We start from the raw sequence: 20,339 nt of genomic DNA, 5'->3' as shown, positions 1-20,339 counted from the left end.
CTAACCGTATGGAGGAAGCTAGTGATGGCAGTCAAGGCAGCGCCGCCCGGGAAAGCGCCGGCCGGTCGCTTGGCAGGCCGGTGGGTGCCATGGTTGGTGATCGGGTTGTGGGTGGCGCTGGCGGCGGTCATGGTGCCGTTGAGCGGGAAGTTGAGCTCGGTAACCACCGACAGGGCCGTGGACACCCTGCCGGCCAGCGCCGAGTCCACGAAGGTGGCGGTGCTGGAGGACAGCCTCCCCGGCGGTGAGGACAACACGTTCGTCTTCGTGTACCACCGGGCCGGCGGCATGACCGACGCCGACCGCGCGTCGGTCGAGCGCCACCACAACACCCTTGCCAAGCGGTACCCGCCGAAGGCGACTGCGGCGGGCGGCGAGGACGACGAGGGCCCACCGACGAGACCCTCCACCGACGGCAAGGCGATGATGTTCACCCTCGACGTGAGCACGACCTACGGCGCGCCGGAGACCATCGTCGGCCCATTGCGTGAGGCTGCGAAGGACCGCCCGGCCGGCCTGGAACTCGACGTGACCGGACCCGCCGCGGTCGACGGCGACATGGACGCCGTCTTCGACGGCATCGACCTGCAGGTCTTCCTCACCACCGTCGTCGTCGTCACGCTCCTGCTGATCCTCACCTACCGCAGCCCGGTGTTGTGGCTCATCCCGCTCATGGCTGTGGGCGCGGCCGCACTGACCGCGATGGCGACCGTCTACCTGCTCGTCAAGGGCTTCGGCATCGTGATCAACGACCAGAACTCGGCGCTGCTGACGATCCTGGTATTCGGCGTCGGCACGGACTACGCGCTGTTGCTCATAGCCCGGTACCGGGAGACACTGCACCACCACGAGAACGTCCGGGTCGCGATGGTCCACGCGCTACGCGGCGCGGCGCCGGCCATCATCGCGTCCGCGGCCACCGTGATCGCTGGCCTGCTCTGCCTGCTCGTCGCCGACCTGAACAGCACCAGCGGGTTGGGCCCGATCGGCGCGGCCGGCATCCTGTGCGCGCTGGTGGCCATGCTGACGCTGTTCCCGGCGGTGCTCGTGGTGCTCGGCAGGCGGATCTTCTGGCCGGCCATCCCGCGGTTCGACACGGCCGTCCAGGAGAAGCCGGGGCTGTGGGGACGGCTCGGCAGTGCCATCAGTCGCCGCCGGTGGGTGGCGGCGCTCGGCTCGCTCGGAGTCCTCGGCGTGCTCGCCATCGGGCTGGCGGGCAATACCGGCGCCCTGCGGGAGCAGGACCAGTTCCTGTCCGCGCCGGAGTCGGTCACCGGCTTCAGCGTCCTCCGCCAGCACTTCCCGGAGCTCGGCGGACAGCCGATGACGATCTTCACGCGGCCGGCGCACCAGGAGCGGGTGCTCGACGTCGTCCAGGGCACTCGCGGTGTGGCCCTGGCCGTCCCGGGGCAGATCAGCGGAGGCTGGGCCGACATCTCCGTGTTCCCGACCGACGCGCCGGACACCGCCGCGGAGTATGACACGATCAAGCGGGTGCGTACCGCCGTGCGCGCGGTGAACGGGGCGGAGGCGATCGTCGGCGGGCCGAGCGCGGAGAACCTCGACACCGAGGTCACCACCACCCGCGACGAGAAGCTGGTGATCCCGCTGGTGCTCACCGTCGTCCTGATCGTCCTCGGGCTACTGCTCCGAGCGATCGTGGCCCCGCTGGTCCTGATGGCGACCGTGATCGTCTCATTCGCCGCAGCCTTCGGCGGCAGCGTGTTCGTCTTCGACACGATCCTCGGGTTCAAGGGCGTCGACTATTCGGTGCCGCTGCTGGCGTTCCTGTTCCTGGTGGCGCTCGGCATCGACTACAACATTTTCCTGGCCAGCCGGGCCCGGGAGGAGACCGTGCGCCTCGGCACCAGAGAGGGCATACTCAAAGCCCTCGCCGCCACCGGTGGCGTCATCACCTCGGCAGGCCTGGTCCTAGCGGCCACGTTCGCGGTCCTCGCCTCACTTCCGCTGGTGATGCTGATCGAGGTCGGGTTCCTGGTCGCCTTCGGCGTGCTGCTCGACGCCTTGCTGGTGCGGTCGGTCCTGGTGCCCGCCCTCACGCTGCTGATCGGCCGGCGGATGTGGTGGCCGAGCCGGTTGTCCCGAACGGTGGAGCTGCCGGACGATCAAGGGCCGCTCGTGGAGGGGCCCGCGCCGCAACGGTGAGCGCGGCGGCACAGTCGAGATCCGGGACGGGCTCTTGCCCGTCCCGGATCTTTGTCATGGCCCGGCGGCCGTCACCGTGTCCGCCACCCTTGTCCTGCGCCGCTCGCTGCGGCGGGGCCTGGCACCGCGCGCCGTGGTGGTCCCGGTGCCGTGCCGCAGCGGGTCAGCGCCCCACCGTGTCCGCCCCTGCGGTGAGCTGCGTGATCCGAGCGGGCGGGGCGGCGGCCGGAAGGATGATCCGCAGCAGCGCGCCATTGCGTGCGGACCGGGCGACGGTGACCTGGCCGGCGTGGGCGTCGACGACCCGCTGCACGATCGACAGCCCCAGACCCGATCCCGGCAGCGCCCGGGCGCTGTCGGCACGGTAGAACCGGTCGAACACCCGCGGTACGTCGGCGGCGTCGATGCCCGGCCCGGCGTCGTCGACCTCGAGGACCGCCGACGCGCCCTCGGCACGGAGCCGGACCTGGACCGGCTGGTCAGCGGGGGACCACTTGCCGGCGTTATCGATGAGGTTGAGCACCGCCCGCTGGAGCGCAGCGGGACGCCCGCTCACCCACACGGAGGTCACGTCGAGCGCGACCTCGATGTCGGGCACGCGGGAACGAGCCCGGGTCGCGGCGGCCACCACCACGTCGGCGACATCGAGCAGCTCGGTGCTCTCGTCGCTGACGTCGCCGCGCGCCAGGTCGGTCAGCTCGGTGGCAAGGGTGCTCAACTCGGCCACCTGGGCGCCGAGATCGTTGAGCAGCCGGGTCCGGCTCTCCGCCGGGAGTGCGCTGTCCAGCGTGCCGCGCCGATCGAGCCGGATCAGCAGCTCAACGTTGAGGCGCAGGCTGGTGAGCGGGGTCTTGAGTTCGTGGGCGGCGTCCTCGGCGAGCAGCCGCTGGGCCCGCCGGGAGTCCCGGAGCGCGGCGAGCATGTCGTTGATTGACTGGATCAGCCGCCGGATCTCCCCGCCGCCCTCGTCCGGGATGTCGGCGTCGAGCTCCCGGGTCTGCGCGACACGAACCGCGGCGGCAGTCAGCCGGTCGATCGGTGCCAGCCCGGTCCGCGCCACGGTCCGCCCGACAAGGGCGCCCCCGGCCACGCAGAGCAGTCCGATCAGCAGCATGCCCAACCCGAACTGGTTGATCGGGCTGTCGTCGCTGTTGCGGGCCACCTGGACCGCGCCGTCGCCCGCCCGCAGCGTGTAGATGAGGTAGCCGTCGTCGTCGCTGTCGTTCGACTCCATCAGGTCGGCCGACGCGCCCTGCGCCACGCGCCCGGCGTGCCCGCTGACGGGGGGCAGCGCGGGTTGGCCGGCCGGCGTCCGGGTCGAACCATCGGGCAGGATGACCCGTACCAGCCGACCAGATCCGGGATACGGCGGTAGCTGGACCTGCGCCAGACCGGTCTGCTCCACGGTTGTCGCCAGGATGCGGGAGTCCGCGCGTAGCTGATTCTCGGCGTTGTCCTGCAGCTCCGAGTCCAGCAGCTCGCTGGCCACCTGGAAGGCCACGAACACGCTGACCGCGATGGCCGTCGCCGCGATCACCGTCAGCCTGGTCCGCAGGGACCGCCGGCGCCACCATCGGATCAGCCGACGCGGTTTCCGGAGTGCTGGCCTGCTCACGGAGGAGTCCCCCGCAGCGTGTACCCCAAGCCGCGCAGCGTGTAAATCAATCGCGGTTCACCCTCGGCCTCCATCTTGCGGCGCAGATAGCTCACGTACACCTGAAGGTTGTTGGCGGTGGTGCTCATGTCGAAGCCCCAGATCGCCTCGAACAGCGCGTCGCGGGTCAACACCCGTGTCGCGTTGCGCACGAGAACCTGTAGCAGGGAGAACTCGGTCCGCGTCAGATGCAGCGGCCGCCCACCCCGCCACGCCTCGAACCTGTCGGGATCGAGCCGGACGTCGGCGAACGACAGGATCTGCGACTCGTCGTCGCCCGGCGCGCGGCGGCGCAGCAGAGCCCGGACCCGGGCCAGCAACTCCTCGGTGGCGAACGGCTTGGGCAGGTAGTCGTCGGCACCCGCGTCCAGCCCCGCGACCCGGTCGGAGACCTGATCCCGGGCGGTCAGCATCAGCACTGGCAGATCCCGACCCGCCGCCCGCAACCGCCGACAGGTCTCCAACCCGCCGAGGCGGGGCATCATCACGTCGAGGATCAGCAGATCCGGCGCCGCGCCACAGATCCCGTCGAGGACGGCGAGACCGTTGGCGGCGGTGCTAGTGCCATAACCCTCGACCTGAAGCACCCGCTCCAGCGACTCACGGATGGCCGCCTCGTCATCGGCGATCATGATCTGCACGCCAGCCCGCCCCCTCCAGGTCGATGCTTTTGCGCTCATCCTCCCCGATCAACCTGAGGGCAGGATTAATACCGCAACGGCAACGGCTGACGGTGACTGCTTCTACCGATCATGATCCCCGAGAGGCTGCCGAAGCACAGGGCGAAGGCCAGCGGGAGGAACAAGTCCCGCGGGGGCGGCCGGAATGCGGCAGACAGAGGCCGCGAGGGCGAACGACGCCTGGTCGATGCCCGCTTCGCGGATCTCGACCCTTAGTGCTCGACACCAAGACGAAAATGCGTGGCCTCGCCAGCCCGTCCCGCCCTACCTTGCAATCGGATCTTTCTTCTCGACCCACTCGCGAGAGGACTTCACCGCGTGAGGCGTTGCGGGTGACCTTGTTGGAGTCCGCAGCAGTCCCGTCATTCGAGACACCGATCCCACGGGCAACGTCCTGAACAGAGTGTCATCGGCGGTGGGGCAATGGGTCGTGTCGCTCGGACACATTGTTTTCCCACGAAGCGTGATTTCTCCTCGAGTTTCGAGCGATCCCCGTCTCGTTGGGCGGGGATTTTTGCTGTGCGGGCCAGGACGCTCGTCGGGGCGGTGAGTGGGAAGACCACCGTGTCAGTCTCGATGGTCCAGGCGTCGTGGTCGCACACGATGATCATGTTGTTGAGCCGCAGGTAGCCGGCGACGCTGTCTGGATCTTCAACACCCTTCGTCTATGCCCACACCCCGGGGTCGCTGGGACTTACTCGTCTAGCGCAGCGCGGCATGTCGGGCCGTCGAGTCTCGTCGCCGGACGGCCGAATGCCATCAACGAAGAGGCGGGCCAGGTGCGGCGACAACACCGCTCGCCCTCGGACCTCGGCGCCTGAACACTTTCCCGCCTGATCGGCAATGTCAGGGTGAAGCGCGGACTTTGCCGAGGAGGGCCATGGCTTCGGATGCGGATTTGATAGGCCGGTCGCTGGATGGCGATGTCGACGCCTTCGTGGAGGTGGTCGAGCGTCATGAGGCCGCCGTGGGTTCGTACCTCGTTCGCCGGGCGGGGCGGGATGCGGCTGAGGACCTCCTGGGCGAGGTTTGGGTTGCGGCGTTCGAGTCGCGGCGATCGTACGACCGGTCGTACAACGATGCGCGGCCGTGGCTGTACGGGGTGGCATTGAATCGCCTGCGGCGCTACTGGCGGTCCCGGCCGGCCGAGGACCTGGTCGCGGACGTGCCGGACGTGGCTACTGGATGGGATCCGTGGTCGGCGGTGGACCTCGGCGTGGACGCCCGGGCGGTGCTCCGGTCGGCCCTGATGCGGCTCAAACCCGAAGAGCGGGAGGTCCTGAGGCTCGTCGCCTGGGAGGACCTGACCGCAGCCGACGCCGCGCGGGCACTCGGCATACCGGCCGGCACCGCGCGGCGGCTGCTGAGCCAGGCCAGGACGGCATTGCGCGACGCGCCGGGGGTGTCCGCGCTTCTGAAGGACCGCAACAGCGCGAAGGAGAGACACCGATGACCGACGAGCTCGATCTGGTCGGTGCGTTGGGCAGCGCAGAACCACTACGCCCGGAGGCGTATCAGCGGGCGCGGGCGGTGCTGCGGGCGGCTATGACCGACCCCGGAACCGTGCGGCTGCTGGGCGCGATATCAGCGGAGGACACGACTATGGAGGCGACTTCAACCATGGAAACGACGACAACCACGCGGGACCGCGAATCCAGCCCGGCGATTCAGCGCCGCCGCCGGATCGGTATCGCCGGCCGATGGGGTATCGGCGCCGGGGTGGCGGTTACCGCAGCGGCGGCAGTCGTCGCTGTGGTGCTGAACTCGTCGGCAACCGGGGTCACGGACGCCGGCAAGGATTCGTCGGCCGCCACCTCGGGCTCGACCACCGTCGACGGGTCCGCCGAGCGCGCGCCGCTGATGACCCTGGCCGGGTCCATCAAGACGGTCACCCCGTCGGCGGGCGACGCGTGGCTGGTGAAGGCGACGCAGGTCCACGGCACCAAGACCATGCAGGTCGTCTACACGCTGTACACCGACGGTCACGCGATCTATACGGGCAACAGCGTGAAGGACATCAAGCGTGCGATCACGCGTCATCAGGACCAGATGACGGACGGCGGCTACGCTCCGCTCCTCAAGGCAGCCGTCGCCGCGGCGGAGAGCAGCCCGGCCGACGGCCGGACCCAGATGCTCAAGGCAGCCAAGGATCCGCTGGTGGGCCTCGACCCCGCAGCGCAGAAGGCGGTGTGGGACAAGCAGCAGGCGGACGCCCAGGTGATCATCAAGCAGAAGGGCGGCAACGCCGAGCCAAAGCCGTACAGCCCCCAGGCCGTTCAGCGGCACTTCGACAACGCCCTGTGGACGTACAGCACCCAAGCGCTGTCCGCTGGCGACGGCAACACGCAGGTCCGGGCCGGTGTGCTGCGTCTGCTGTCCACCATCTCCGCGGTCAGCGTCAAGAACTCGACCACCCACGGCAAGGCCACGCTGACGATCACCGCCGGCCCCGAGGTGTTCGGCGGCCAGGGCAGCGAGGTGCTGACCATCGACGCCAAGACCGGCATGCTGGTCAAGAACGTCTCCACCGTGCCGGGCCTGCCCCAGGCCTCCACGAACTACGAATCCTCCCGCGTGGCGAAGGCCGACCTGTAGGCAGGGAACTCTCACGCACCAGCATTCCGGCAGACGGGCGTGACGCGCCCGGCGTTCGGTAACGGTACGGGCCGCCTCGAGGCGGCCCGTACCGTCCTTCTGTTGTTCGCACGGCACAGTCATGCTGCTCCCTTACGCGCACGTCTGCGCGTGGCGCGTCTGGTCTTGGACGAGGGCTGGCCCGTCGCTCAGGCGGCACGGTGTTATGACGGCTCCGGGCGGACCGCGAAACGCTGGACAGATCGCTACCGCGAGCAGGGCGCTGACGGTATGCGGGACCGGATCGTCACGCCCGCACCACAGCCCGACGCGGACACCGCAGCCCCTGGTCGGCAAGGTCGTGCACTTGCGCGTCAAGCAGCGCCTCGGCCCCGTCCAGATCGGCAGGCGCCTCGACATGCAGGCCTCGAAAATGCACGCGGGGTGGCTGGCGCGGGAGCGCCGTCAGAACCACTCGGTCACTCCGTCGTCCAACGATCGTGGTGGATCACCGATGACGCCGGGCGTCGCTGGCGCCAGCCGTGCCGCTCCAGGTCCGGCGTCTGCTCCAGATGGGTGACCGGGCCGAGGCAGAGCCACGCCACCGGGCGGACGGTGGCCGGGATGCCGAGCAGGTCGCGTAGGAACGGCTCCCGGTAGAACGAGACCCAGCCGACCCCGAGTTGCTCGGCGGTTGCGGCCAGCCACAGGTTCTGGATCGCCAGACAGACCGAGTAGAGGCCGGCGTCGGCGATCGCGTGACGGCCGAGCACGGCCGGTCCGCCCCGCTCGGGGTCGTACGTGACTACGACTGACATCGTCGACTCACGTACGCCATCGATTTTGATCCGGTTGAAGCGTTCCGCCGCCGCACTCTCGAGAGTGGCCGCGAAGGTGTCCCGTTCCCGCTGCACGTGCCGGTGGAACTCCTGCCGCAGCTCGGGATCGCGGACCAGGATGAAGTCCCAGGGCTGGGAGAGGCCGACGCTCGGCGCGGCGTGCGCCGCCGTGAGGACCCGGTTCAACGTCTCGTCGGGGATCGGCGCCCCGGTGAACTGGGCACGTACGTCCCGGCGGCGGTGGATGGTCTCGTAGAGTCCGGTGTTCAAGGCAGGCTCCCGCTGCGCTCGTGCCCCTGACGGGGTCGATGACGCGAGGCCGGTCTTCGGACTCCCGGATCTACGCTGGTCACCCGCCTTCCCAACCCCGCAGGGTCAGTGGCTGCGTCTGGTACGCGTGGGCGGCAGCTCCCCGGTCACCGCGGCGGGCCCGTGCCGGACTCACACCGGCTTCCCGATTCTCCCCACTCGCGCAGGGCACCTCGCAACGTTTGTGCCACCGCAGACCTTAACGGTCCCGACGAACATGGGACGAACCTCGCCATGAATATTCGGCATACCGCTACGCCGTTGCCGGTCGGAGTGAACTTTGCCTGCGCGTCCTCCGTCCAGTCGGATGCTTCGGCTCGGCGACTGCGGAGGACGCGCCACCGTCATACCGACTTCTCCAACCCCGCAGCTCAGAAGTGATCCGCGCCGGCGGGACGGCGCCGAGTTCGGACCTCCTACTGAGCGGATAACGCCGCGTCGTCGTTTCGTACGGCGATGTGGCCCCGCCGCTACATCGCCCGTGAAGGGCGGTGCTCGTCACGATCGGGCTTGCCGCGTGATCGCAGCAGCCAGACGCCGACGCCGCACGGGGGCGTCCAGGCAAACGGATCGGGTAGCATCTGCCTGTCGGTCGAGAGGCGCTGCGACGGGCGGAGCCCGCCACGCTCGGCCCTCATTTCTTCAACAAGGGCGCCTCCGAGCTTCGGAGGTGGCCGCTTGAGCGCGTCATTGAGCCAGAGAGACAATGCATCGTCGCTGCGGCAGCTGATGTCCCAGCGTGTTCTGGTGTTGGACGGCGCCTGGGGAACGATGTTGCAGGGCGCGCAGCTCACCGCCGCAGACTATCGAGGCGACCTGATCGTCGACCATCCGCAGGACGTCAGCGGTGATCCCGACCTGCTCAACCTCACCCGGCCAGACGTCATTCTGGACGTACACCGGCGGTATCTGGCCGCCGGCGCCGACATCACCACCACCAATACTTTCACGGCGACGAGCATCGGCCAGGCCGACTACGGGCTCCAGTCACTGGTTCGTGAGATGAACGTTCAGGGTGCGCGGCTGGCCCGGCAGGCGGCGGACGAGTTCGGTGGCCGGTTCGTGGCCGGCTCGGTCGGGCCGCTGAACGTGACGCTGTCGCTGTCGCCGCGGGTCGACGACCCGGCGTATCGCGCCGTCGACTTCGACGGAGTGCGCGCGGCGTACGCGGAGCAGATCTCGGCCCTGGCCGAGGGCGGTGTCGACCTGCTTTTGATCGAGACGATCTTCGACACGTTGAACGCGAAGGCCGCAATCGCCGCGGCCCGTGAGGTCGCGCCGCAGCTGCCGTTGTGGATCTCCGTGACCATTGTCGACCTCAGCGGCCGGACCCTGTCGGGGCAGACCGTGGAGGCTTTCTGGCGCTCGATAGAGCGGGCCGATCCGCTGGTCGTCGGCGTGAACTGCTCGCTGGGCGCGGCCGAGATGCGCCCGCATGTCGAGGAGCTTTCCAAGATCGCCGGAACCTACGTGGCGTGTCACCCCAACGCCGGTCTGCCGAACGCTTTCGGCGGCTACGACCAGACGCCGGAGGAGACCGCCGGCCTGCTCGGCGAGTTTGCCGCGTCCGGCTTGCTCAACATCGCCGGCGGCTGCTGCGGCACCTCACCGGACCACATCGCCCGGATCGTCGCCGCCGTGGCCGGCACACCGCCACGGACGGTTGCCGCCCTGCCGGAAACCACCCGGTTCAGTGGGTTGGAGCCGTTCGCGATCGGACCCGACACCGGATTCGTGATGATCGGTGAGCGCACCAATGTCACCGGCTCGGCCAAGTTCCGCCGGCTCATCGAGTCGGACAACTATCAGGGCGCGGTCGACGTGGCCCTGGAGCAGGTCCGCGGCGGTGCCAACCTGCTCGACGTCAACATGGACGCGGACCTGCTCGACAGCGAGCGTGCCATGACGACCTTCCTCAACCTCATCGCCACCGAGCCGGAGGTCGCCCGGATCCCAGTGATGATCGATAGCTCGAAGTGGACGGTCCTCGAAGCCGGCCTCAAGTGCGTGCAGGGCAAGGGCGTGGTCAACTCGATCAGCCTCAAGGAGGGCACGGAGTCATTCCTGGCTCAGGCCCGCCGGATCCGCGATTACGGCGCCGGCGTGGTGGTGATGGCCTTCGACGAACGCGGCCAGGCCGACACCACCGAACGCAAGGTGTCGATCTGCGGCCGGGCCTACGATCTGCTCGTCGAGCAGGCCGGGTTCGCGCCGGAGGACATCATCTTCGACCCGAACGTCCTCGCGGTCGCCACCGGCATCGCCGAGCACAACGGATACGCGAAGGCGTTCATCGACTCCCTCCCGCTGATCAAGGCGCGCTGCCCGGGTGCCCGCACCAGCGGCGGCATCTCCAACCTGTCATTCTCCTTCCGCGGCAACGACGTGGTTCGCGAAGCCATGCACTCCGCGTTCCTGTTGCACGCTGTCCGCGCCGGGCTGGACATGGGCATCGTCAACGCCGGCCAGCTCGCCGTGTACGCCGATATCCCCGCCGACCTCCTCGAACTCGTCGAGGACGTGATCTTCGACCGGCGCCCGGACGCCACCGACCGCCTGGTCACCTTCGCGTCGACCGTTACCGGTTCCGGCACGAAGCGTGCGGTTGACCTGGCCTGGCGCGAGGCGCCGGTGACCGAGCGGCTGTCGTACGCGCTGGTCCACGGCATCGTCGACTTCATCGAACAGGACACGGAGGAGGCCCGGCAGGGCCTCGTCCGACCCCTCGATGTCATCGAGGGTCCGCTGATGAACGGAATGAAGATCGTCGGTGACCTGTTCGGCGCCGGCAAGATGTTCCTGCCGCAGGTGGTCAAGAGCGCCCGGGTGATGAAGCGCTCGGTCGCCTACCTCGAACCGTTCATGGAAGCCGAGAAGGAGCAGGCCCGCCTGGAGGGCCGGATCGACCCGGGCCGCGGGCAGGGCAAGGTCGTGCTGGCGACGGTGAAGGGCGATGTGCACGACATCGGCAAGAACATCGTCGGCGTGGTCCTGGGCTGCAACAGCTACGAGGTCATCGACCTGGGCGTGATGGTTCCGGCTGGCCGGATTCTGGACACGGCCGTCGCCGAGGGCGCTGACGCCATCGGTCTGTCCGGCCTGATCACGCCATCGCTCGACGAGATGGTCACCGTCGGCGCCGAGATGCAGCGCCGCGGCCTCAAGGTGCCCCTGCTGATCGGCGGGGCCACGACATCGCGTCAACACACCGCCGTCCGCATCGCCCCCTCGTACGACGGCACAACCGTGCACGTGCTCGACGCGTCCCGGGTCGTCGGCGTGGTGTCCGACCTACTCGACGATGGCCGGGCGCGCGAGCTGGACCGCGCCAACCGCGTCGAGCAGGAGCAGTTGCGCGAGGCGCATGCCAACCGGCGCTCCCAGCCGATGCTCGGCTTGGCTGAGGCTCGCGCCAATCGCGAGAAGGTCGACTTCAGCGACCTGCCGACCCCGGACTTCACCGGCCGGCGGACGGTCCAGCCCACCCTTCCCGAGCTGCGCGAGATGATCGACTGGCAGTTCCTTTTTCTGGCCTGGGAACTCAAGGGCAAGTTCCCGGCGATCTTGGATCAGCCGGTCGCCCGCGAGCTCTACGACGACGCCAACACCCTGTTGGACAAGATCACGAAGGACGACTCCTTCCAGGCCCGAGGCGTCTACGGCTTCTGGCCCGCGCACTCCGAGGGCGACGACATCGTCCTCGGCGACGGGATGCGCCTGCCGATGCTACGCCAGCAGACGGTCAAACCGGCCGGCCGCGACAACCGCTGCCTGGCCGACTACGTGGCCCCCGACGGTGACCACCTGGGTGGCTTCGCCGTGACCATCCACGGCGCCGACGCCTTGGCCGCGCACTACGAGGCTCAGCACGACGACTACCGCGCGATCATGGTCAAGGCGCTGGCCGACAGGCTCGCCGAAGCCTTCGCCGAGTACATCCACCTGAAGGCCCGCCGCGACTGGTTCGAACCAGATGCCATGCCGGACCTCGCCGACCTGCACGCCGAACGCTTCCGGGGCATCCGACCGGCGCTCGGCTATCCCGCCAGCCCGGACCACAGCGAGAAGCGGGAACTGTTCGACCTGCTGAAGGCCGCCGAGCTGGGCATCGGCCTGACGGAGTCCTTCGCGATGACGCCGGCAGCCAGCGTCAGTGGACTGATCTTCGCCAACCCGGCGGCGAAATACTTCACAGTGGGCCGCATCGGCAGGGACCAGATCGAAGACTACGCCGCCCGCCGCGCCACCAGCGTCGCCGACGTCGAGCGGTGGCTGCGACCCAATCTGGCCTATGAACCGTCCTGACTGGTGTACCGGCTAGGAGGAAGCGTCCCGCCGTGATCAGGTCGACTTGATCAGGTTGTCAACGTAGTCACGCCACCGACACGAGGACGCCCGATCCTGAAAGTCGACGGGTGGACATCCGTCTCGTTCGGTTTTCATTACCGCACCCGGTGGGTCGCGCTCCTCCCGCCACGGGCTGATCCGCACTGCCCCCGCAAGGGCAAAGAGGTGGGGTCGGGAGATGGTGCGGTGGCGTACATGCGCGACGACGCATAATGGTCCGACGGGCAGCGAGGCGATGTGTCGGAGGCGGTAGGCCGGCGGCGCCCGAAATAACGGGAGGATGGCGGCCAGGGTGAACCAGGCGATGCCGAATGTGACCCGGAATACCCGGCAGCGGGCAGAGGTGCTGGCGCTGTTGCGCGAGGTGGAGGGCTTCCACTCGGCGCAGCAACTGCACCAGATGCTGCTGGCGCGCAAGGCGGGCGTCGGCCTGACCACCGTCTATCGGACGTTGCAGCTGCTGGTGGATGCCGGTGAGATCGATTCGACTCGACTGCCGGGCGGCGAACAACTCTTCCGCCGGTGCAGCCAGAGCAAACACCACCACCTGGTCTGCCGAGACTGCGGGCGCACGGTCGAGGTGGCCGGTCCGGCCGTGGAACGGTGGGCCGACCAGGTTGCCGCCCAGCACGGGTTCGTCGACGTCGGCCACACCTTGGAAATCTTCGGTACGTGTGCCGAATGCGTTCGCTGAGCGATCGAGGTCAGAGCGGAGAGTCAGGAAGGGTCCGGCCCTGGTCGGTCTTATGAGGGCCGAGCGCCTCGACGATGGCGCACCCCTCTCGCCTTCCCTGTAACTCGTTATCATCGTCGATATCCGTCGCAGGAGGAGTACTTCTGTCAAGGCGGATTTGGCCGGCGCTGCGCCCCATCCTGGCGCCCGGCCAGCTTTAACCTGACCGGCCAGAGCCCTTGCGCCAACGTCACGCGCTCTCGCGCCTACCCCGCTCATGAGGCCGCTCACCCGTCAGGCGAGTCCGCAGCGGAGGGTGGTAACCCCGGTTGCCTCGCGGTCTTCGGTGTCCGCACGGCGTGCCTGGGTGCAGTCAGCAACAGTTGTGCTGCCCGATCGGTGGCCCTGTTTACGTCGGGTGCGACCCCGCCGCCTCTAGCCGGTCCACCGGGTCTCGGGCCGGCGTGTCCAGCCAGAAGATCATGGGTGAGCCCTCAGGCACCCGCGCTCCTAGTCGAAAATGGGAACCATTAGCATCTAGGCGACCCCCCTTGTGAGGAGACCCTTCATGGCCGTGCCCAAGCGCAAGATGTCCCGGTCCAACACCCGCCACCGTCGCGCACAGTGGAAGGCAAGTGTGCCGCAGTTGACGCCCTGCCCGTGTCCGCGTAAGGAGATGGCGGTGCCGCACCGTGCCTGTGCGCACTGCGGCCTGTACAAGGGACGCCAGGTAGTGGATCAGCCGTGACGGGCCGGCTACCGGTGACAGTGCTGTCCGGGTTTCTCGGTGCGGGCAAGACCAGCCTGCTCAACCACGTGCTGGCCAACCGTGACGGGCTGCGGGTGGCGGTGATCGTCAACGACATGAGCGAGATCAACATTGACGCCGCGTTGGTGCGTGACGGCGGGGCATTGTCGCGGACGGAGGAGCGGCTGGTCGAGCTGACCAACGGCTGTATCTGCTGCACCTTGCGCGACGATCTGCTCGACGAGGTGACCCGGTTGGCCCGGCGGGGCAGCTTCGACTACCTGCTGATCGAGTCCAGCGGCATCTCCGAGCCGATGCCGGTGGCCGCGACGTTCGCCTTCGGCGTGGAGGACGAGCAGATCCTCGATGACCTGGCTCGGCTGGACACCACCGTGACGGTGGTCGACGCGGCGGGCCTGCTGGCCCACATCGAAGCGGGGGAGACCCTCGAGGCGCGTGGGCTGGCCGCGTACCAGGGAGACGACCGGAGCATCTCCGACCTGCTCGTCGACCAGATCGAGTTCTCCGACGTCCTGGTGGTCAACAAGACCGACATGGTCGCCCCAGAGGATCTGGCGGTGGTCGAGGCACTGCTGACCCGCCTGAATCCGGCCGCCCGACAGGTCCGTGCCGTGCACGGCCGGGTGGCCCCGGCAGAGGTCCTGCACACGGGCCGGTTCGACCTGGAGCGGGCCGAGACGGCACCCGGCTGGGTCGCCGAGCTCAACGGCGGACACGTGCCGGAAACCGAGGAGTACGGCATCTCCAGCATCGTTTTCCGCGACCATCGGCCTATGCACCCGCAGCGACTGTGGGACCTGCTGGCCGGCGGGCTGGAGGTGTTCGGTGTGGTGCGGTCGAAGGGATTCCTGTGGCTGGCCAGCCGCCCGGACGTGCAGGCACTGTGGTCGCAGGCCGGCCCTTCGGGCCGGTGCGATCCGGTCGGCGTGCCCGTCGTGGTCTCCGGCGAGTGGCCCGAGGATCCCGACGAGCGGATCGAGCTGGAGTCTCGCTGGCATCCGGTCTTCGGGGACAGGCAGCAGGAACTCGTCCTCATCGGTATCGACCTGGACGGTCAGGGCCTGCGAGCCGCCCTGAACGCCTGCCTGCTCACCGACACCGAGATCGCCGCCGGAGAGGATGCCTGGCGGGCGTTGTCCGACCCGTTCCCCACCTGGGACCTGGGTGACCTGCACGAACACGACCATGTCGACCCGGTTCAGGTCTGACCAAGTCAACCAACCCGACCTCGGACGATGTCACCTGGTAGGGCGGAATCGGGAGCCAGGTTACCCCTGCGAAACCGGCCGCAGCGCCTCCTGGCCGCCGGTCACGTCGGCGACGAGACAGCACGCGGACACGTGCCCCAGCGGGCGCTCGACGGTGGTGGCGGTACCACCCCAGGCTTGGCGTTCTCTAAGAACGAGGGGGTTGTTGATGACCAGCGGTGGGCGCTCGAACATGAAGGTCGAGGTGTTCGAGCGCCGAGCGTCTCCCGCAGGGCTGTCTGGGCGGGGATGTCAGCGCAGCGGCGCGACCGGGGTGATGGCGAGGGCCTTCCGCCGCTGACGGTCAACCGCGAGCCGGTCCCCGGGGCAACCAGCTCGCGGGCGACTGTCAGGTGCCAAACCCGGTCGTGCCGGGCGGGCCCCCACCAGCTGCGGTGCCGGTCGGTCCAGCCGACCGGCACCCCGATGGTTACGTGCTCCGCGGTCCGCGGCGGGCGTACTTCTGGCGGTACTTCTCGACTCGGCCTGCGGTGTCGAGTAGGCGTTGCTTGCCGGTCCAGAAGGGGTGACTGGCGGAGGAGATCTGGACGTCGATGACGGGGTAAATGTTGCCGTCGGTCCAATCGATGCGTTGGTCGCTGGTGGCGGTGGAGCGGGTGAGGAAGGCGAAGTCGGCGCTCTTGTCGCGGTAGATGACGGGTCGGTAGTCCGGGTGGATGCCGGGCTTCATTCGGGTTGCGCTCCTTCGGTGTCGGTGTCGGTGTCGGCCAGATCCTCCGTGTGAAGGGGGAAGCAGCCGGCGAACGGGTCGTGACAGGTGCGCCAGGCTCCTTCGCCGTCGGCGAGTTCGGCGTCGGTGAGCAGGCAGCGGGCGAGCGTGCGGTGCAGTTCGACGGGGTCGACGTCGAGGCCGATGAAGACCAGGTGCTGGTGGCGGTCGCCGTAGTAGGGGTCCCACTCCAGGGCGGCGGCGAGGCGGCGTTGGTCTTCGACGTGTTCCCAGCGGTCCTCGGGCAGGCTCACCAGCCAGTGTCCGAGCGAGCCGAGGGCCAGACCGCCGCCGGCGAACTCCCAGGCCACCACGGTGTCAGGTTGGCTGGCCAACCAGAGGTGACCCCGGGAGCGGATCATCTCGGCGTTGACCTGCTCCAGGACGTCGTGCAGGCGTTGCGGGTGGAACGGGCGGCGGGCGCGGAAGACGGCGGAGACCACACCGCAGTCGGATTCTGGCTCGTGTGTGCCCAGCGTGTAGCCCTGCAGGCCGCGGGCGAGCAGCCCGGGGGTCTCCGGCCGGTGCCGATGGGTGTGGCGCAGCTGGCGGGTCAGCGTGCTGGCGTCGACGAGGTCGCCGTCGACGCGGATGTGCACCGCCCACGGCGCCATCCGCTGCAGCAGGACCGACAACCGGCTGGTGTCGAAGGCTCCTTCTCGGGACTGCCCCCACAGCAGCAGGGTGTCGGCGTACTCGATCTGGCGGACCACGACGTCGGCGAGCGCGCGGTCGTCGTCCTCGGCGGCCTGGATGCCGAGTGCGGTGAGGTCGTCGGTGCTGGCGAGGCCGTCGAGCAGGTGTTCGGCGTCGAGGACGGTGACGTAGGAGTCGACGCGGATGAGCGCGGTGATCGGTGCGCCGTCGACGAGGCAGTGTGCGCAGGCGGCGGCGACCGCCTCCGGTTCCACCACTTCGGGCAGCATCAGCACCAGGTCTCGACCGCGATGGTTGCGGGCGAGTCGGACGAGAGTGGGCAGCACGTCTTCGCGCAGGGTGCACGAGATGCAGCCGTGCCTCAGGTCGACCTGCTCGTCCTCGATGATGCCTGCGCTGGAGCGCACCACCCGGCGCACGACGCCGTCGCGGATCCCGGTGAGGTCGTGGCGCACCAGCAGCAGCGACTCGTCGGCGGCGAGCAGCGCCCGGGCGACGGCGAAGGTCGCCGCTGGCCAGAACCCGGACAGCACCGTCAACGAGGGGCGGGTATCCGCGTCCGTTGTCACGACGTGGGTCGGGGCCTGTGGTGACGACGACATCGCACTCCTCTCGACGCTTACTGAAAACGATTGTCATTCTAAGCACACGAGAGCTGGCGAGGCGAATGGCGGCCCGAGGGGCGCGACGGACCCGACTGAGGTCGTTGGCGACGACCCGGAGTGGGTCTGGCCGAACGGATGATGTAGAACTGAAAACGGTTGTCGTTATCGTCAACCTGAGCGAAGGAGCGTTCACTGTGTCCCGACGTTGTGACGTCACCGGCGCGAAGCCGAGCTTCGGCAACGCCGTGTCCCACTCCCACCGGCGCACCCGCCGCCGGTGGAACCCGAATTTGCAGAACCACCGCTACTGGCTGCCGTCGCAACGGCGATGGGTCAGCCTCAAGCTGACGACGAAGGCGCTGAAGACCGTGGACCGCAAGGGCATCGAGAAGGTCGTCGCCGAGCTGCGTGCCCGGGGGGTGAAGCTCTGATGGCCCGTCAGACCGATGTGCGCCCGATCGTGCGCCTGCGCAGCACCGCCGACACCGGTTACACGTACGTCACCCGGAAAAACCGCCGCAACGACCCGGACCGGCTGGTCCTGCGTAAGTACGACCCGGTCGTCCGCCGGCACGTCGAGTTCCGAGAGGCCCGCTGATGGCCAAGAAAAGCCTGGTCAATCGGCAGGCCCGCCGCGAGGAACTGGTAGCCCGGCACGCCGAGGGGCGGGCGGAGCTGAAGCGGCTGGTCACCCATCCGGATACCAGCCCGGGGGTACGCGCCGAGGCGGTGCGCCGGCTCAGCCGGCTGCCGCGGGATTCCAGCCCGGTCCGGCTGCGCTCGCGCGATCAGATCGACGGGCGCCCGCGCGGGGTGCTGACCCGGTTCGGGTTGTCCCGGTTGCGCTTCCGCGAGCTGGCGCTGCGTGGCGAGCTACCCGGCGTGCGCAAAGCGTCCTGGTGACGTCACCACATACCACCGCGCAGATACGCGGCGCTGAAAGGGGGATTTAAGAAGGCGATCGTTCATGCCGAGATTCGTGTATCTGATCCGAGGATTCGAGTATTGCTAGCTGCCTGAGGTTCTCGAGTGCGGACCCATGTGTGGCCGGGCGTAGCCCCTCGTGTGCTGAGGCGACCTGGACTACCCGGAGGTGGTGAAGCTGATGAAGGTATCGGGGGGCCGTGTCTCGGGAGTAGGCCCGTCGTGGATTTCCCATGCGCTCCCGCGAACTTGGGTCGCGACCTTCGACCAGAACGCTTCGACGCCGGGGTTGTAACGCTGGAAGCCGATTCGCCACCTGCCTGGGAACAGGGAGATGATTTGAACGGCAGCGGCGCGACCGACGCCAGTGCGGCGCAGCGCACGGACAACGAAGAAGCTGGCGATGGACATACCACCGCCCTCGGTCGGGGTCGTCATCACAAAGCCGGCTGTCCGGCCGGCCGCAGTGATCAACCAGGCGTGGCGCTGCGGGTCGACGCCGGCGAGGAACCGGTCGAGCGGTCGATCGTTGAACGTGCCATCGTCGTTGGGGAGATGACCGTAGGCCTCTGACAGGTCATGTCGATACAGCTGACCAAGATTGCCTAGCACCGCCCGGTGCGAGCGGTCGACCGGTACCAGGCCGACCGGGATCGACGGCGGGCGAGGTGGAGTCGCAGCTTGCCAGGGCACCCAGGCAGCCTCCCACGTCGACCAGTGCGTCCAAAGCTGGAGTCGTCTACAGCTAAGGCGATGAAAGGGTGCAACTGGTGAGACCGGTCCAAGATCAACCTCAAGTTGGAGGTGGGATGTGCGGCTTGCCGGGAACATCGCGTTGCTCTTCGCGGTAGGTGCTGGGCGTCGCGCAGGCTGACCGTGGGTTGCTCAGAGGCCGCTGACCCAGGTGCCGCAGGCCGCACGGACATGCGAATCGGCGGTGACCGTCCGGGTGAGGGTCACCGCCGATTGCGTGGTCGAACCCGGTCAGGCGGCCGAGCAGGCGGTGTCCAGCTCCTTGATGGCGGCTTCCAGGGCCTTCTTGCTGGGCTTGGCGTCGGCGGACTTGTTGTACGCGTCGCTCAGGCCCATCATCTCGTTCTGGATTTTTTCGGAGGCGGCGGTGACTGCCTCGTTGACACCGATCGAGTGCGCCAGGATCGCGACCGAGCCGGCGGCCCACTGGGCACTGACCGCGAAGTGCCCGGCTGGCGGGCCGATCTTCTCGGCCTTGGTGACCTTAGCCGCGTTGTCCTTGATGTCCTTCTTGATGTCGGCGCAGGCCTTCACTGTGGCCGCGTCGTTGGCCGCGGTGCTGGTCGCGGTGGTGGCCGCACCGCTGGTCGGGGCGACGCTCGAGGCCGCCGGGGACGGCGAGGTTGCTGTGCCCTCAGATTCGGGCTGCGGATCGCAGCCGGACACCGCGATCGCCGCCGCAAGGGCCAGGCCAGTCAGGACGAGTCCAGTTCGGTTCATCGATGTTTCCCCCATGATCTTCATGATCGGCGCACGCTACCAGCCCCGGTCGAACGGGTGGGACCAGTTATTGGGCCGACGGTGCGGCGTCCTGTTTCCCGCGGAGTGCTCCGCAGTCCTGCACAGCAGTCGACGGCGCGATATGTCGCCCGGCCGGGGAGTGTGCACAGGTCACTGCGGAGGACCCGTTAGTTGGCTCGGTCTTGCACCTGGGTGCAGGTTGGCGAAGCGTTCACCACGCCCGAAGTGCTCACCGGCGTCGGACAGGGACGAGGACTCTGACCTGCGGTGATGAGGTCGAGCGGTGCGGCGTGACCTCCCAGTGGGGTCCGAAGTGGTCGCACGTCGTAGCTCCCAACGCGGCTAGGTGTTCTGCCCATGGACGTTGGTGACAGGGCGTAGATCTTGAAATGGGTGAGGACCTCCGGGTGAGGTGGAGCTTGTCGAAGGTTCCGCATCACCCGGGAGGTCCTCGTCACCCACGCTAATGCACCCCTGACCCAACGCGGCAGACTGCGCCTGGCCCGCTGCGTCGTCGACGACGAGTGGCCGCTGCGCCGGGTCGCGGAACGGTTCCAGGTCAGCCCGACTACCGCGAAACGCTGGGCCGAGCGCTACCGCGTCGAAGGCGCTGCGGGCATGAGAGACCGCTCCAGCCGACCACACCACAGATCGGTTGGGTGGCCTTCACG

The 20,339-nt window shown here is 68.5% G+C and carries 17 protein-coding genes, 2 pseudogenes and 1 riboswitch; of the genes and pseudogenes, 12 read left to right on the top strand and 7 right to left on the bottom strand.

The genetic code is table 11. From position 1 onward, the window contains the following. The first annotated feature begins 96 nt into the window (after positions 1-96). Positions 97-2,166 carry an MMPL family transporter gene (locus ABZU74_RS23170; protein ID WP_355427467.1) on the top strand — a complete coding sequence of 690 codons (2,070 nt, stop codon included), beginning with the start codon at positions 97-99 and terminating at the stop codon, positions 2,164-2,166. 163 nt (positions 2,167-2,329) lie between these two features. On the opposite strand, the gene ABZU74_RS23165 is transcribed toward ABZU74_RS23170, so the two are convergent. Then, entirely contained in the window at positions 2,330-3,703 is a 1,374-nt protein-coding gene (locus ABZU74_RS23165; protein WP_355427415.1) for a HAMP domain-containing sensor histidine kinase, read from the bottom strand. Positions 3,704-3,777: 74 nt separating this feature from the next. Next, on the bottom strand, positions 3,778-4,500 hold the full coding sequence (locus tag ABZU74_RS23160; RefSeq protein WP_355427412.1) for a response regulator transcription factor: 723 nt from the start codon (positions 4,498-4,500) through the stop codon (positions 3,778-3,780). Positions 4,501-5,380: 880 nt separating this feature from the next. Between ABZU74_RS23160 and ABZU74_RS23155 the strand changes: the two genes are divergently transcribed. From ABZU74_RS23155 to ABZU74_RS23145, 3 genes and pseudogenes are all read left to right on the top strand, one after another. Continuing rightward, positions 5,381-5,953 carry a sigma-70 family RNA polymerase sigma factor gene (locus ABZU74_RS23155; RefSeq protein ID WP_355427409.1) on the top strand — a complete coding sequence of 191 codons (573 nt, stop codon included), beginning with the start codon at positions 5,381-5,383 and terminating at the stop codon, positions 5,951-5,953. Then, positions 5,950-7,095: a hypothetical protein gene (locus ABZU74_RS23150; RefSeq protein ID WP_355427406.1), complete on the top strand. Its 1,146-nt coding sequence runs from the start codon at positions 5,950-5,952 to the stop codon at positions 7,093-7,095. Before ABZU74_RS23155 ends, ABZU74_RS23150 begins: the two co-directional genes overlap by 4 nt. 39 nt (positions 7,096-7,134) lie before the next feature. Beyond that, positions 7,135-7,419, top strand: a pseudogene (locus ABZU74_RS23145) (helix-turn-helix domain-containing protein); the annotation flags it as partial. A 134-nt stretch (positions 7,420-7,553) separates the two neighbouring features. Here ABZU74_RS23145 and bluB read toward each other — a convergent pair. Next, positions 7,554-8,183 (bottom strand): 5,6-dimethylbenzimidazole synthase, encoded by a 630-nt coding sequence (bluB, locus tag ABZU74_RS23140; RefSeq protein WP_355427404.1) that lies wholly within the window; start codon positions 8,181-8,183, stop codon positions 7,554-7,556. Positions 8,184-8,212: 29 nt separating this feature from the next. Next, positions 8,213-8,413: riboswitch (cobalamin riboswitch) on the bottom strand. A 499-nt stretch (positions 8,414-8,912) separates the two neighbouring features. Here bluB and metH point away from each other — a divergent pair. From metH to ABZU74_RS23120, 4 genes are all read left to right on the top strand, one after another. After that, on the top strand, positions 8,913-12,527 hold the full coding sequence (gene metH, locus ABZU74_RS23135) for a methionine synthase (protein WP_355427464.1): 3,615 nt from the start codon (positions 8,913-8,915) through the stop codon (positions 12,525-12,527). A 322-nt stretch (positions 12,528-12,849) separates the two neighbouring features. Further along, complete coding sequence (locus ABZU74_RS23130; protein ID WP_355427401.1) at positions 12,850-13,263, top strand: transcriptional repressor; 414 nt, start codon at positions 12,850-12,852, stop codon at positions 13,261-13,263. Between the two features lie 547 nt (positions 13,264-13,810). Continuing rightward, entirely contained in the window at positions 13,811-13,990 is a 180-nt protein-coding gene (rpmF, locus tag ABZU74_RS23125; RefSeq protein WP_355427398.1) for a 50S ribosomal protein L32, read from the top strand. Further along, on the top strand, positions 13,987-15,219 hold the full coding sequence (locus ABZU74_RS23120; protein WP_355427395.1) for a GTP-binding protein: 1,233 nt from the start codon (positions 13,987-13,989) through the stop codon (positions 15,217-15,219). The genes rpmF and ABZU74_RS23120 overlap by 4 nt, the downstream gene beginning before the upstream one ends. A gap of 469 nt (positions 15,220-15,688) precedes the next feature. Here the strand turns inward: ABZU74_RS23120 and ABZU74_RS23115 are convergent, their stop codons facing one another. Together ABZU74_RS23115 and ABZU74_RS23110 are read right to left on the bottom strand one after the other, a co-directional pair. Further along, on the bottom strand, positions 15,689-15,949 hold the full coding sequence (locus ABZU74_RS23115) for a type B 50S ribosomal protein L31 (RefSeq protein ID WP_355427392.1): 261 nt from the start codon (positions 15,947-15,949) through the stop codon (positions 15,689-15,691). Next, positions 15,946-17,247 carry a GTP-binding protein gene (locus ABZU74_RS23110; RefSeq protein ID WP_355427389.1) on the bottom strand — a complete coding sequence of 434 codons (1,302 nt, stop codon included), beginning with the start codon at positions 17,245-17,247 and terminating at the stop codon, positions 15,946-15,948. The genes ABZU74_RS23115 and ABZU74_RS23110 overlap by 4 nt, the downstream gene beginning before the upstream one ends. A 197-nt stretch (positions 17,248-17,444) precedes the next feature. On the opposite strand from ABZU74_RS23110, the gene rpmB reads away from it, so the two are divergent. The 3 genes from rpmB to rpsN are packed head-to-tail and all read left to right on the top strand — an operon-like array spanning position 17,445 to position 18,153. Next, positions 17,445-17,681, top strand: coding sequence for a 50S ribosomal protein L28 (gene rpmB / locus ABZU74_RS23105; protein ID WP_355427386.1), 237 nt, complete (start codon positions 17,445-17,447; stop codon positions 17,679-17,681). Continuing rightward, positions 17,681-17,848: a 50S ribosomal protein L33 gene (gene rpmG / locus ABZU74_RS23100; protein ID WP_355427384.1), complete on the top strand. Its 168-nt coding sequence runs from the start codon at positions 17,681-17,683 to the stop codon at positions 17,846-17,848. The genes rpmB and rpmG overlap by 1 nt, the downstream gene beginning before the upstream one ends. After that, positions 17,848-18,153: a 30S ribosomal protein S14 gene (gene rpsN / locus ABZU74_RS23095; RefSeq protein ID WP_355427381.1), complete on the top strand. Its 306-nt coding sequence runs from the start codon at positions 17,848-17,850 to the stop codon at positions 18,151-18,153. Before rpmG ends, rpsN begins: the two co-directional genes overlap by 1 nt. A gap of 180 nt (positions 18,154-18,333) precedes the next feature. Here rpsN and ABZU74_RS23090 read toward each other — a convergent pair whose 3' ends face one another. After that, positions 18,334-18,867 (bottom strand): GNAT family N-acetyltransferase, encoded by a 534-nt coding sequence (locus ABZU74_RS23090; RefSeq protein WP_355427378.1) that lies wholly within the window; start codon positions 18,865-18,867, stop codon positions 18,334-18,336. 291 nt (positions 18,868-19,158) lie between these two features. After that, entirely contained in the window at positions 19,159-19,647 is a 489-nt protein-coding gene (locus ABZU74_RS23085) for a hypothetical protein (protein WP_355427375.1), read from the bottom strand. 456 nt (positions 19,648-20,103) lie between these two features. Between ABZU74_RS23085 and ABZU74_RS23080 the strand changes: the two are divergent. Continuing rightward, positions 20,104-20,316, top strand: a pseudogene (locus ABZU74_RS23080) (leucine zipper domain-containing protein); the annotation flags it as partial. Between the last annotated feature and the right edge of the window lie 23 nt (positions 20,317-20,339).

Origin of the sequence: Micromonospora sp. NPDC005171 (assembly GCF_040608575.1) — a bacterium.
Taxonomy (GTDB): Bacteria; Actinomycetota; Actinomycetes; order Mycobacteriales; family Micromonosporaceae; genus Micromonospora.
Note: the sequence above shows the minus strand (reverse complement) of the source record. Positions and strands in the feature narration are given on the sequence as shown.